Origin of the sequence: Sphingorhabdus sp. Alg231-15 (assembly GCF_900149705.1) — a bacterium.
Lineage (GTDB): Bacteria > Pseudomonadota > Alphaproteobacteria > Sphingomonadales > Sphingomonadaceae > Parasphingorhabdus.
This window is the reverse complement of record NZ_LT703001.1, coordinates 3,166,780-3,179,149: the sequence shown is the minus strand read 5'-3', so window position 1 is coordinate 3,179,149 and position 12,370 is coordinate 3,166,780. Positions and strand designations below refer to the sequence as shown.

Annotated in this window: 11 protein-coding genes; 6 read left to right on the top strand and 5 right to left on the bottom strand. The window is 56.0% G+C overall.

Annotation, left to right across the window (positions count from 1 at the left end):
• Nucleotides 1-34: 34 nt before the first annotated feature.
• On the top strand, nt 35-481 hold the full coding sequence (locus tag DG177_RS15520) for a pyridoxamine 5'-phosphate oxidase family protein (RefSeq protein ID WP_108812318.1): 447 nt from the start codon (nt 35-37) through the stop codon (nt 479-481).
• A gap of 60 nt (nt 482-541) precedes the next feature.
• Here the strand turns inward: DG177_RS15520 and DG177_RS15515 are convergent, their stop codons facing one another.
• Together DG177_RS15515 and DG177_RS15510 are read right to left on the bottom strand one after the other, a co-directional pair.
• The gene (locus tag DG177_RS15515) at nt 542-940 is read right to left on the bottom strand and encodes a metalloregulator ArsR/SmtB family transcription factor (protein WP_108812317.1); all 399 of its coding nucleotides are present in this window, start codon (nt 938-940) and stop codon (nt 542-544) included.
• On the bottom strand, nt 937-1,569 hold the full coding sequence (locus DG177_RS15510) for a peroxiredoxin (protein WP_108812316.1): 633 nt from the start codon (nt 1,567-1,569) through the stop codon (nt 937-939). Before DG177_RS15510 ends, DG177_RS15515 begins: the two co-directional genes overlap by 4 nt.
• Before the next feature lie 101 nt (nt 1,570-1,670).
• On the opposite strand from DG177_RS15510, the gene DG177_RS15505 reads away from it, so the two are divergent.
• From DG177_RS15505 to DG177_RS15485, 5 genes are read left to right on the top strand one after another with little or no spacing between them, the layout of a single operon-like run.
• Complete coding sequence (locus DG177_RS15505) at nt 1,671-2,588, top strand: MBL fold metallo-hydrolase (RefSeq protein WP_108812315.1); 918 nt, start codon at nt 1,671-1,673, stop codon at nt 2,586-2,588.
• A complete protein-coding gene (locus tag DG177_RS15500) occupies nt 2,588-3,028 on the top strand; it encodes a YeeE/YedE thiosulfate transporter family protein (RefSeq protein ID WP_108812314.1) in 441 nt (146 codons plus the stop codon). The genes DG177_RS15505 and DG177_RS15500 overlap by 1 nt, the downstream gene beginning before the upstream one ends.
• Complete coding sequence (locus DG177_RS15495; RefSeq protein ID WP_108812313.1) at nt 3,025-3,432, top strand: DUF6691 family protein; 408 nt, start codon at nt 3,025-3,027, stop codon at nt 3,430-3,432. The genes DG177_RS15500 and DG177_RS15495 overlap by 4 nt, the downstream gene beginning before the upstream one ends.
• Before the next feature lie 29 nt (nt 3,433-3,461).
• Nucleotides 3,462-4,706 carry an FAD/NAD(P)-binding oxidoreductase gene (locus DG177_RS15490; protein ID WP_108812312.1) on the top strand — a complete coding sequence of 415 codons (1,245 nt, stop codon included), beginning with the start codon at nt 3,462-3,464 and terminating at the stop codon, nt 4,704-4,706.
• 7 nt (nt 4,707-4,713) lie between these two features.
• Complete coding sequence (locus DG177_RS15485) at nt 4,714-6,483, top strand: sulfate permease (RefSeq protein ID WP_108812311.1); 1,770 nt, start codon at nt 4,714-4,716, stop codon at nt 6,481-6,483.
• A gap of 32 nt (nt 6,484-6,515) precedes the next feature.
• Here DG177_RS15485 and DG177_RS15480 read toward each other — a convergent pair whose 3' ends face one another.
• The 3 genes from DG177_RS15480 to DG177_RS15470 are packed head-to-tail and all read right to left on the bottom strand — an operon-like array spanning nt 6,516 to nt 12,186.
• Nucleotides 6,516-7,907: an efflux transporter outer membrane subunit gene (locus DG177_RS15480; RefSeq protein WP_108812310.1), complete on the bottom strand. Its 1,392-nt coding sequence runs from the start codon at nt 7,905-7,907 to the stop codon at nt 6,516-6,518.
• On the bottom strand, nt 7,904-9,058 hold the full coding sequence (locus tag DG177_RS15475; protein WP_108812309.1) for an efflux RND transporter periplasmic adaptor subunit: 1,155 nt from the start codon (nt 9,056-9,058) through the stop codon (nt 7,904-7,906). The genes DG177_RS15480 and DG177_RS15475 overlap by 4 nt, the downstream gene beginning before the upstream one ends.
• On the bottom strand, nt 9,055-12,186 hold the full coding sequence (locus DG177_RS15470; protein ID WP_108812308.1) for an efflux RND transporter permease subunit: 3,132 nt from the start codon (nt 12,184-12,186) through the stop codon (nt 9,055-9,057). The genes DG177_RS15475 and DG177_RS15470 overlap by 4 nt, the downstream gene beginning before the upstream one ends.
• Between the last annotated feature and the right edge of the window lie 184 nt (nt 12,187-12,370).

Sequence of the window (12,370 nt, the reverse complement as noted above, 5' to 3'; positions counted from 1 at the left end):
GGATGAAGGCCAATCATCTACGGAGGAAAATATTATGAACAAGATACAATATGAGACGATCAGTTCCATCCTGACCGACGTCAATGACATGACCATTGCAACCGTTCGTGAGAACGGGTTTCCGCAAGCAACCACGGTCAGTTTTGTGAACGATGATCTCACCATCTATTTCGGAACATCAGCGGACTCGCAAAAAGCCCGAAACATCGCCCGGGACGGAAGAGTGTCGCTAACGGTTGATCGCCCCTACGCAGACTGGGATGATATCAAAAGCCTTTCTGCAGCTGGCCATGCAACCATTGTGACCGGCAAAACTGAACAAGAAAAGATCGGACAGCTAATCTATGCGAAATTCCCGCAGATTGAGGATCTGACCATGGATGAACAGGCCGAAGTCGCATTCGTTCGTGTCGATCTCGTGATCGTTTCACTTCTCGATTATAGCAAGGGGTTCGGTCATACTGAACTTGTCGAAGCCTGATCTGAAAACTGCAGCAGATTATGTTCTATACCGCAAAAAGAACATAGTTTCTGGCTGCGCTTAGAGAATTTTGGCGAAACCAGCAGTGCCGGCGGTCGCAGACTTGTGTTCTTTAATCGATGCACCGGGCGTTGCGGCTTCCAGCAGTTGCTGCTTATCCGGCTGGTCCTTCAATATCACTTCCATGGTTTTGACGCACAGCCGCGCGGTGTCATCGGCCAGTTCGTACCAGATTTGTTTTCCATCCCGCCGTGTCTTCACAATTTCCGCGCGCCTGAGCGCCGCCAATTGCTGACTTAACGCAGGTTGTCCGATGCCCGTTGCATTATCGATGTCACTGACCGTACTTTCTCCACTAGCAAGAAATGACAGGATCATCAGCCGCTGCGGCTGGGCATAGACTTTCAATTTCTCGGTAGCCCGATCGGCCATTTCCCGGCTTTCGAAGAGCACGGTCATGAGGGTGTAACCTTCCGACAGAACCAGTCTTCTCCATCGTCAATATCGGCCATCGAAGCCGGCGGAACTGCAAGCAGATCACCACCAGGCTGCCACCCTTCGGGGGTAAGCGCTTCCCCGTCTGCAACGGTTTGCAAAGCGGTGAGCAGGCGGATCATTTCATCGACCGATCGCCCGACATTATAGGGATAGCAGGTTGTTGCCCGAATAATTCCTTGCGGATCAATGAAATAACTTGTCCGCATGGCTGTGGAATCGGTTGCGTTCTCGTCGATCATCCCAAAGGCTTTTCCGACGGCCATGCTGGGATCTTCAACGATCGGAAAGCTTATCTCCGCCCCGTATTGTTCCTGAATGACGCGTACCCACGCGAGATGCGAATAGAGACTGTCAACCGATAGGCCAACCAGCGCGCAATCCAGCTTTTCAAAGACATCAGCCTTGCGTGCGAGTGCGACAAATTCGGTTGTACAAACTGGTGTGAAATCAGCCGGATGGGAGAAGAAAATCAACCAACGACCACGATAGTCAGTCAGCTTGATCGGTCCGTGTGTCGTGCGGGCTTCAAAGTCCGGAATCACATCCCCAACGCGCAGCATTGCAGGGATATCGGGCTGTTCTTCTATCATCAAATCTTCCTCTGGCACCCGTCTGACATTGCAGGCCCATTGACGCAATACATATAGTGTATTACATGATTTATGTAAATATGAATATAAGAGGATATCCCATGACCGACTCAGTACTTATCCATGCGTCGAATCAAGTGTCTTCGGCGCAGCGGAACATCCCCATTATCAAGGCTTTTTTTGACAAACCGACCTTCACGGTCACCTATGTGGTCCACGATGAAGAAACGAAAAAAGCAGCGGTTGTCGACAGTGTCTTTGATTTTGATCCCGCGTCAGGGCGGACGTCGTTCGATTCCGCGAGCAAAGTGATCCAATATGTGAAGGATCAGGGTCTGACAGTTGAATGGCTCCTGGAGACCCATGCCCACGCCGATCATCTCTCAGCCGCGCCCTATCTGCAGGAAAAACTCGGCGGCAAAATTGCGATTGGCGAGCATATTGTCGAAGTCCAACAGGTGTTCGGCAAGCTGTTCAATGCAGGCACGGAATTTCAACGCGACGGGTCAGACTTCGACCATCTTTTTGCTGATGGCGACACATTCACCATTGGCAATATCGATGTCACCGTCATGCATGTGCCCGGTCACACGCCAGCTGACATAGCCTATGTGATCGGCGATGCGGTGTTTGTTGGCGACACTATGTTCATGCCGGATTATGGCTCTGCCCGGGCCGATTTTCCGGGCGGTGACGCGCGTCAACTATATCGTTCGCTCCGCCGGATATTGCAACTTCCCAGAACCACGCGCCTCTTCATGTGCCATGACTATCTGCCAGAAGGGCGCGACCAATATGTCTGGGAAACCACCGTGGCTGCGCAGCGGGAAGGCAATATTCATGCCCATGACGGGATAAGCGAGGATGACTTCGTCAAGATGAGAACCACGCGTGACAAGACACTCGATATGCCGCGCCTGATCTTGCCATCAGTTCAGGTCAACATGCGGGCGGGTCATCTCCCGCCAGTCGAGGATAACGGTGTCCGCTATCTCAAACTTCCGCTGAACGGCGTCTGATGCTCGCCGCTTTTCCTCATGCGATGCCGGTTGAAGGCCTTATTGGCGGCCTGATGATCGGCGTTGCAGCGGCATTGATGCTACTTGGCCTTGGGCGCATCGCTGGTGTTAGCGGGCTTGCGGCTCGGGCGACATCTATTTCGGATAGCGGCACACCACGAAGCATAGCGATCGCTTTCGTGATCGGCCTGCCTCTGGGAGCGCTTTTGGTGTCCCTTGCAACCGGCGGTGTTGTGACGCGCTTTCCGCCATCAGTGATCCCGATGATCTTGGGCGGCTTGCTCGTCGGGTTCGGTACACGGCTCGGTTCGGGATGCACCAGTGGGCACGGTGTCTGCGGCATGTCGAGGCTCTCACGGCGTTCGCTCATTGCAACCGCAATTTTTATGGCGAGTGGTTTTGCGACGGTAGCCCTGATGCGCTTGGGCGGTTTGCTATGATCCGCCTTGTCATTGCTCTGGTTGCTGGCAGCATATTCGGTGCTGGCCTTGCCTATTCCGGCATGTCCGATCCAGCGCGGGTTCAGGGGTTTCTTGATCTGTTTGGCAATTGGGATCCGACGCTCGCCTTTGTGATGGGCGGCGCGATCATTCCGACGGCAATCGCATGGCTCGTCCAGCGACGGATCGAAAAACCATTTGCAGACACTCAATTTTCCTTGCCGGGAACACAGATTATAGATCGCAAACTGGCGATCGGAGCGGTCTTGTTTGGTGCTGGCTGGGGCATTAGCGGCCTTTGCCCTGGACCGGGATTGGCTGATCTGGCGATCAATCCGCTGCCCGCTTTGGTGTTCGTCGCAGCCATGTTGGCCGGAATGCTCGTCCACCGCGTTACCAATTGATCCATGATAGTCATCGGGAAGGATGTTCAATGGCAAGTGAGCAAAGCAAATATGACATTGTCATTGTCGGCGGCGGCTCGGCCGGCATTGCGACCGCCGCAAGTATATTCAAGCGCGACCAGAATGTAACTCTCGCCATCATTGAACCGTCGGATGTTCACTATTATCAGCCGGGCTGGACAATGGTGGGCGGCGGTGTGTTCTCTCTCGACTTCACCCGGCGCGAGGAAAAACGCCTGATCCCCAGTCGCGCAAAATGGGTCAAGGCCGTAGCAGAGAAGTTCGATCCGGAGGGCAAGCTCGTTCTCACGGCAGACGGGCAAAAAATCGGATATGATGTGCTTATCGTCTGCCCCGGGATCAAGTTGAACTGGGACGCTATAGAAGGCTTGCCCGAGGCACTTGGAAAGAACGGTGTCACGTCCAACTACCGCTATGATCTCGCGCCTTATACAAATCGTCTGGTCCGGGATTTGGCGAAGGGCCGCGCGCTGTTCACGCAACCACCAATGCCGATCAAATGTGCCGGTGCACCGCAAAAGGCGATGTATCTATCCTGCAGCCGGTGGGAGAAGGCGGGCATTTTGCACAATATTGATGTGCAATTTCACAATGCCGGCGCGGTGCTGTTTGGCGTGAAGGACTATGTCCCGGCCCTGATGGAATATGTAGAACGCTATAATGCACATCTGAACTTTGAATCCACGCTTGTTGCCGTTGATGGCGAGGCCAAAATCGCGACTTTCGAACAAAAAGACGGCGACGAGACAAAGCGTGTGCAGGAAGCATTTGACATGATCCATGTCGTTCCGCCCCAGGGGGCTCCCGATTTCATTCAATCAAGTCCGCTCGCCGCAGAAAACGGGTTTGTCGATGTTGACCAGACCACATTGCGACATATGACATATCCGAATATTTTCTCGCTCGGTGATGCCTGCAGCGCACCCAATGCCAAAACCATGGCCGCCGCTCGCAAGCAAGCACCGGTGGTAGCGGTCAATGCGCTGGCTGCGTTGGAAGGCAAGCCGCCAGTCGCCGACTATGACGGCTATGGCAGCTGTCCGTTAACAGTGGAAAGCGGCAAGATCATCCTCGCCGAGTTCGGCTATGGCGGTAAGCTGCTACCCAGCTTTCCCAACTGGTTGATCGATGGCACGCGCCCCTCCCGGCTGGCATGGCTGTTGAAAGACACGATTTTGCCACCAGTCTATTGGCACGGCATGCTGAAGGGGCGCGAATGGATGGTCAGGCCACATCATATCGGCGCGGACTGACGCGCGGATGAAATTCTCAAGATATTTCCCGATCCTCGAATGGGGACAAGCCTATAACAGGACCACCCTGACCAACGACGGGGTTGCTGCCATAATTGTTACGATCATGCTGATTCCCCAAAGTCTGGCTTATGCCATGCTCGCAGGGCTGCCCGCTCAGATCGGGCTTTATGCATCGATCATGCCGCTGATTGCCTACGCCATATTTGGCACCAGCCGAACATTGGCGGTAGGTCCGGTGGCAGTTGTATCGCTCATGACATTGACCGCCGCGAGTACCATCGCGCCGCCAGGAAGCGCCCAATTTATCGCAGCCGCTCTGGTGCTGGCGTTACTGTCGGGCCTATTCCTGTTGCTGATGGGAATATTCAAGCTTGGTTTTCTCGCCAATCTGCTATCGCATCCGGTGGTATCAGGGTTCATAACCGCAAGCGGTATCATCATCGCAACCAGCCAGTTAAAGTCCATTCTTGGCATCAAAGCCAGCGGCGCTGCCATGCCAGAGTTGGTAACAAGCCTTTACTCGGCGATTGGCACAGTAAATTTTCCGACACTTGTCATTGGCGTTCTAGCCACCGCGTTTCTGTTCTGGGTGCGAAAAGGATTGAAGCCGCTTCTCATGCGTCTCGGTTTAAAAGCACGGGCAGCCGAACTGACGGCCAAAACCGGCCCGATCGCCGCCGTGGCGGTGTCGACAATTGCTACTATTGCTCTGGGCCTGGAGGCCAAAGGCGTACAAGTGGTTGGTGATATTCCACAGAGCCTGCCGCCCTTCTCCGTGCCGCTGGTCGATTTCGAGCTATGGCAGAAACTCGCCCTTCCGGCGTTGCTGCTCAGCATAATCGGCTTTGTTGAATCGGTTTCGGTCGGGCAAACACTTGCTGCAAAACGGCGCCAGCGTATCGACCCGGATCAGGAGCTGGTCGGTTTAGGCGCAGCCAATTTGTCCGCAGCATTTTCCGGTGGCTATCCTGTCACCGGTGGGTTTGCGCGATCCGTGGTCAATTTTGATGCCGGCGCTGAAACGCCAGCCGCCGGTGCTTTTACTGCTATCGGTATCGCTGTCGCCGCGCTGTTTCTCACACCATTTCTGGCTTCGCTGCCGATCGCAACCCTCGCCGCAACCATCATTGTCGCGGTGCTCAGCCTGGTTGATCTGAAAACCCCGCGCACCATCTGGCTCTATTCCAAGACCGATTTTGCCGCGATGGCCGCGACCATTGGCATTACTCTTCTCGCTGGCGTTGAACCGGGCGTTATTGCGGGCGTTGCACTTAGCCTTGCGCTATTTTTGTGGCGCAGTTCGCGGCCCCACGCGGCGATTGTCGGGCGCGTACCGGAAACGGAACATTTCCGAAATATTGACCGCCATCAGGTCTTTACCGATCCGCGCATTTTGACGATCCGGATCGATGAAAGCCTGACCTATCTCAACGCCCGATGGCTGGAGGAATTTATCCTGGAACAGGTCGCAGACCATAAAGATGTCCGCCACGTGATCCTGATGTGTTCGGCTGTGAACGCGATTGATGCCTCTGCGCTGGAGAGTATCGAAGCGGTCAATCACAGGCTTGATGATGCCGATATCCGCTTGCATTTTTCTGAGGTGAAGGGACCGGTTATGGACCGTCTGAAAAGATCCCATTTTCTTGACGAGCTATCCGGAAAAGTCTTCCTGTCGCAAAACACGGCGTACACTAAACTGATCGAGGCCAGCAATCACCACGAAGAGGCCGAAAACAACAAAGATTTATGGAAAGAACGGGGTTTGATATGACTGACGATACCCCCAATTATCCGACCTGGATATTATCGCTCTAACGGTTCATCGCCCAGCGCCAGATGAAGATTGATCCGGTTTTCAATTTGCGCACGGCGGGTCTCTATCGCCCGGGTTTCCGAAGCAATGGCGGTCGTTTGCGCGTCAATCAGATCAAAGATAGTCGAGCGGCCATTGATATAGCGGCTGCGGGTCAGACCAACGGCAGCACGCGCCTCTTCAGCAGCCGTGTTGGTCGAAGAAACCTGCCTTTCCAAGGTCGCTTCCGCGTCGAGACGATCCTCCACTTCCTGAAAGGCCGTCAAGGTGGATTGCGCATAGTCAAACAGTGCCGATCTTGCGAGCTCACCCTGGCGATCGGCTTCGGCAAGCAGTGCGCCGCCTCTGAACAATGGCTGCAACAGGCCCGCCGAAATCGCGTTGATATAGGTCCCGGGATCAAACAGATCCCCAAAACTGCCGCTCCGGGTAGTGGCATCAAAGCGCAGGGTGAGTTGCGGGAACATGGCATGCCGGGCATCGACAGCGCGCAGACCGGCGGCATCGACCCGCGCTTCGGCAGCGATCAAATCCGGCCGGCCAGCCAGAACAGACACCGGTGCGGTGATACCGGGCAGAGGCTTAGGCATAACAAGATCATTGGCACCTGCCGCCTCGCCGGATGGATAGCGTCCGGTCAGAACCTCCAGCGCCCGTGCCGCATTGGTTGAGGTCCGTAACGCGGTTTCCAAACGGTCTTCGCTATTGGAAACGGCAACCTGCGCCAATCGGACATCAAGCCGAGAACCCAAGCCAGCACGGAAGCGGGCGTTGGTAATCCGCAATGTGTCCTTGCGCCGCTCGAGGTCGCTGGTTGCCAGATCAAAAGAGATGCGAGCAGCACTGCGGTCATACCAGGCCTGGGCAACGGCGGCGGCTAGCGCCTGGCGGGCAGCGGCAAAATCTGCGGCCGCGGCTCTCGCATCTGCATTGCCCGCGCGAGCGAGGGCAAGATTGCGGCCCCAGATATCCACTTCCCAGCTCGCCTCCAGAGAACCATCATAGACCGTAGCGGCATTTTCGGCATCCGTCGCCGTTCCGGATAGATCGACCCTTGGAAGCAGATCTGCACGGGCCACCCGCCTCGCGGCTCGGGAGGCGCGCAGCTGCGCCAGCACAGACTGCAAATTGCGATTATTGGCAAATGCTTCATTCACTGCATCGCGCAGATCTTCGTCACCAAATTCATTAAGCCAACCGTTTGTGATAGCACTGGGCTGCTCGGCAACAGCATTGGTCAGCGGCAGATCGGGGCGTGATGCCCAACCATCAGGCGCCGTGGGCACAGTGGCAAGGTCAAGGTCCGGGCCGCCACGGATCGCGCAGGCCGATAAGGCGATCAGACAGAATAACGGAAATACACGCAAGTTCACCACGCTCATCCTGCGGACTGCTGTGGCTCGGCATCAGGTTTCTTGCCATCGTCCCAAGTTACATTTTGACCATCGCGCAGCCGCTCTCCACCGCGAACCACGATCATGTCACCGGCCGCTATTTTTCCGGAAATGGCGACGCGGTCGCCAGCGGGCTCACCAACCTGCACATCGACACGTTTTGCCGTTTTGTCCTTGGTACTGACTACATAGACGAAAATCCCGCTGTCCCTCAGTACCAACGCATCGCGCGGCGCGGTAAGGACATCGCGCTCAATTCCGGTGGGCACAGTGATCGAAATCGCGCTGCCCATTTTCAGGTTATGGCTTCCCATCGGCGCACGGACTTCAACGGTGCGACTGACCTCGTCACCCGTCTCGATTACCGTGCGCACACGAGAGGAGCGTTCCTCACCATTGGCCAAGATTGTGACCTCTTGCCCTGTCGACAGCGAACCGGCCACCGCAATCGGCACGCGAACGCGGGCTTCAGAGCCTTCACGTCCCACGATCCGGCCAATTTCCCGTCCGGGTGTCGCATATTCACCAACCTCAATCCGGCGTTCGACCATTTGCCCAGCAAAGGGTGCCCGGATGCGGGTCCGGGCCAGATCAACCTGTGCAGTTTCCAACGCCACCTTTGCTGCGGCAAGACGCGCACGGGTCTGGTCACGTGCAGAGATAGCTTCGTCGAGAGAGGCTTCTGACTCGGCTTCTTCTTTCAGCAATTGCTGCAATCTGCCCACCAGCCGGTTTTGATAGGTCAAGTCCGATTGCAGGCGCGCCACTTCTGCGCGGGCCTGATCTCTGGCCAGACGGATGGTTCGATCATCGATTACAGCGATAACCGTGCCGCGGCTGACCCGTGCTCCGATATTCAATGTCGATTGGATGCGCCCTGCCACTTCGGCGGCGACAACAGAGTCCCGATTGGCGACAATATCGCCGGGAGCGGTGAAATTCGGAGTGAGCGCCAGCTTCTCGATCTTGGCGAGCGTGACAATCGCAGGCGGCGGCCCGCCTTGGCCCGGCCCACCCTGTCCTTCCGCCGCATTGGAGGCGAAAAACAGATAATAGACGAGCGCAATGACAAGCACTGTTCCGCCAATCGCGATCCAGCGAATATTGGTTCGGATCATATCAGGCAATGCAAAACTCATTCAGCAGGCTCCGGCAATAGTCCACCGCCAAAACCGGGTTCGGGGTCGGGGGATTTTTCAGGTTTGTCTGGGCTATCAGGCTTGGTCGGCTTGTCTTTTCTGGCCGATCCCAATTGGATGAGAGCGGGCAATAAGACCAAGGTGAAGATCGTCGATACCAACACCCCGCCAACGATAATAACAGCCAGACCGCGATAGATTGCGCTGCCCGGTCCGGGCACCAGCGCCAGTGGAAGCATGCCCATGACCGACGTACCAGTCGTCATCAAAATAGGTCTCAGCCGCAGACGCAGCGCGGTGCGGGCCGCCTCTTCCCGGTTCATGCCCTCTCTCTCGCTCTCGCGTGCCTGCGCCATAAGAAGAATGGCGTTGTTCACGACGATACCAAGCAGGATCACAAACCCGATCATTCCGAGCAAATCGAGCGGCGTCGGTTTGAACAGGTTCACTATCTGGATGGCGATAACCCCGCCCACAGTGGCCAGCGGCAGGGCGATGATAACCAGCGCGGCATCGCGGGCAGACCGGAATACCGAGGCCATGATGACGAACAACAATGCTGCTGCCAGAATGAAGTTGGTGCTGAGCGATGTGATTGCTTTGACAAGCGCATCGGCGTCGCCGCCATAACGCAGGGTTCCGCTAGTCTGGAGCGCATCGCGGATGGCCGGTTCTGCAGTCGTCCGGATAACCTCCAATGCTTCGCCAAGCGCCATGCCTGGCGGCGGGTTGATGTTTAACGTCACCGTTTTACGCCCGTCCACATGGCTAATCTGTGTCGGGCCGACACCGCGCAGCAAGGTTGCCACCTCGCCCATCGGTACCGTGCCGGCATTGGGTGTGACCAGCGGTGCGCTTTCAATCGCTTCCGGGTCTGACGCTTCCGAACCGCGCATGATAACTCGCATCCGTTCTCCGTCGGAGACATACTCACCCAGATACAGGCCATCGCCCAGAGCCCGGACAGCACGCCCAACCTGATCCCGGGTCATGCCCAATTCCGCAATGCGGCGATCATTGGGTGTCAGACGAAGTTCCGGCACAACTACATTCGGATCGGGATTGGGCCGGACCATACCGCCAGGCAAGGCGGCCTGAATTGCATCTGTTGCGACCAGCGCAGCCTCCCGCAAGTCCTCGTCATTTTCGGACTGCAGATAGAGTTCAATCGAGCCACCGCCGCCAAAATTGCCGAACAGGCTGCCTTGCTGTGCAAAAGCTTGTACATCCGGGAAGCCAGCCAAGATCTCGCCATTCACAATACCCGTCATCTCATCGATACGGGACTGGTCCTTGATCCGGATACCGGTGTTGATGCCCCATGGATTGACGAACAGATAATAGTTAAGCAGCTCGGGCTGCTTTTCGCCCGTCAGATAGGGATCAAGCCGCTCGACCACCTCTTCAGCAATTTCGGTTCGCGCCGATTCCAATGTTGCGCCGGATGGAAGGCCGACCCAAGCATCGACAGCATCACGCTTCACGTCCGGCAGATAGTCCGTTTGCGGCCAGAGAAAATAGGAGATCACCAAAGGCGCAAGGATGAGAGACGGTATCCAGATTTTCCGTTTCTTGTTGCTGTCGATCAAAGCGAATATACGATCAGCATAACCATCCCAGCGGCTTTCATTGTCCTCCATATCCAGCTCGCCATAATGCCGTGCTGCTGCAGGCAGAAGCGTGACCGCGACAATCAAGCTGGCGACGACGGAAATCGCGATGGTCAAGGCAAGGTCAGCGAATAGCTGGCCCTCGACATCCTCGATAAACATGATCGGGATGAAAATCGCGACAGTGGTCGCGGTCGACGCAAATAGAGCGGGCCAGACTTGAGACACGGCTTCCAAAGCGGCTTCGCCCGGCGACCGCCCGTGATTGCGCAGCCGCACGAAATTTTCCATCACAACGATAGCCGCATCGAGAACCATACCGGTAGCAAAGGCCAGCCCGGCGAGCGAGATCACGTTGATCGTCCGACCGGTCATGCCGATCACCGCGAGCGTTGCCAGCAAGCAAACCGGCACAGTGGCCGCAATAATGAACGTCGCACGCCAGCGCCGAACGAAAAGCCATAACAGACCAACGGCCAGCAAAGTTCCCAGCAGCAGATTGCCGCTCAGAAACGACAAAGCGCGTTTGATAAAGACCGACGGATCGAAGCTTTTCTCGATCCTGGCACCCATGCGTTGCAGTTCATTCTCGTTGAACGTGTCGATAGTCGATAGCACGCCATCAATAGCATCAAGCGTGTTGCTGCCCGGCTGACGGACGACGCGCATGCCGATGGCTGGATTGCCATTCTGATAGGTGACGCCAAAAGCCTTGTCGGGACCGACATTGATGTCGGCGACATCACGCATCCGGATCACGGTCGACCCACGTTGAGCAACGGTCAGATCGCCAATCTGCTCAGCTGAAAAATTGCCTTCGAAACGCAGTGCGTAACCGCGTCGGCCGACATCTACTGTACCGCCTCCGACATCCTGAAAACGCCCTACAGCAGCTGAAAGCTGTTCTATGGTGAGGTTCAGCTGGGCCAGTCGCCATGGATCGAACCGGATGCGTAATATCCGCTCTCCGGTTGGCGCCTCGACGCTGACACCCTGCACCCCTTCGATCGACTCCAGTTCTGGCGCAATAGTATCGCGGGCAAAGGTAGCGAGCGCTTCAGAATCGAGATTGCTGTCCGGCAAAGCCTGAAGAAACAGATAGATTAGTGATTCACCTTGATCACCATTGGCACCCCCGACCGAAGGCCGGTCAGCATCAAGCGGCCAGTTGCGGACACGCTGGACACGGCTGGACACCTGAGCAAAGGCCTTGTCCATATTCGTACCGAGTGCAAATTCGAGATTGAGCCAGACGTTGCCATTATTGGACCAGGACTGGACGCGAGTGAGCCCCGGTAGGCCGCGCAGTTCATCCTCGATCGGAATGGTGATCTCGGACTCGATTTCCTTGGGGCTGGCGGCACGCCAACCCGCCTGGACAGTCAGACTGGGGCGTTCAATATTGGGGAATAGCTGGATCGGTGTGCTGAACGCCGACACGATTCCGATCAGGGTGATCAACGCCAGGGCCGCAGCAATAGCCGCCGGATATTTCAGTGCAATATTGGTGAGGTTCATGACCAATCACCAATGCAAAAATCTGATTTTTTGTTCGGCTTCCGCATGCAAGCACCCTCCCGTCGTCAATATCCCTCCGACGACTTCTGCTTTCGGATTATCGTAACAAACGAAACTTGCTCAGGCGATTTCGACCAAAACTATGGTGATTTCGATTAACGGCATTGGATTTCAACATTATATT

Excerpts from the sequence above, each read along its gene's own strand:
- DG177_RS15520 (WP_108812318.1), top strand. The coding sequence starts at position 35 with ATGAACAAGATACAATATGAGACGATCAGTTCCATCCTGACCGACGTC.
- DG177_RS15515 (WP_108812317.1), bottom strand. The coding sequence starts at position 940 with ATGACCGTGCTCTTCGAAAGCCGGGAAATGGCCGATCGGGCTACCGAG.
- DG177_RS15510 (WP_108812316.1), bottom strand. The coding sequence starts at position 1,569 with ATGATAGAAGAACAGCCCGATATCCCTGCAATGCTGCGCGTTGGGGAT.
- DG177_RS15505 (WP_108812315.1), top strand. The coding sequence starts at position 1,671 with ATGACCGACTCAGTACTTATCCATGCGTCGAATCAAGTGTCTTCGGCG.
- DG177_RS15500 (WP_108812314.1), top strand. The coding sequence starts at position 2,588 with ATGCTCGCCGCTTTTCCTCATGCGATGCCGGTTGAAGGCCTTATTGGC.
- DG177_RS15495 (WP_108812313.1), top strand. The coding sequence starts at position 3,025 with ATGATCCGCCTTGTCATTGCTCTGGTTGCTGGCAGCATATTCGGTGCT.
- DG177_RS15490 (WP_108812312.1), top strand. The coding sequence starts at position 3,462 with ATGGCAAGTGAGCAAAGCAAATATGACATTGTCATTGTCGGCGGCGGC.
- DG177_RS15485 (WP_108812311.1), top strand. The coding sequence starts at position 4,714 with ATGAAATTCTCAAGATATTTCCCGATCCTCGAATGGGGACAAGCCTAT.
- DG177_RS15480 (WP_108812310.1), bottom strand. The coding sequence starts at position 7,907 with ATGAGCGTGGTGAACTTGCGTGTATTTCCGTTATTCTGTCTGATCGCC.
- DG177_RS15475 (WP_108812309.1), bottom strand. The coding sequence starts at position 9,058 with ATGAGTTTTGCATTGCCTGATATGATCCGAACCAATATTCGCTGGATC.
- DG177_RS15470 (WP_108812308.1), bottom strand. The coding sequence starts at position 12,186 with ATGAACCTCACCAATATTGCACTGAAATATCCGGCGGCTATTGCTGCG.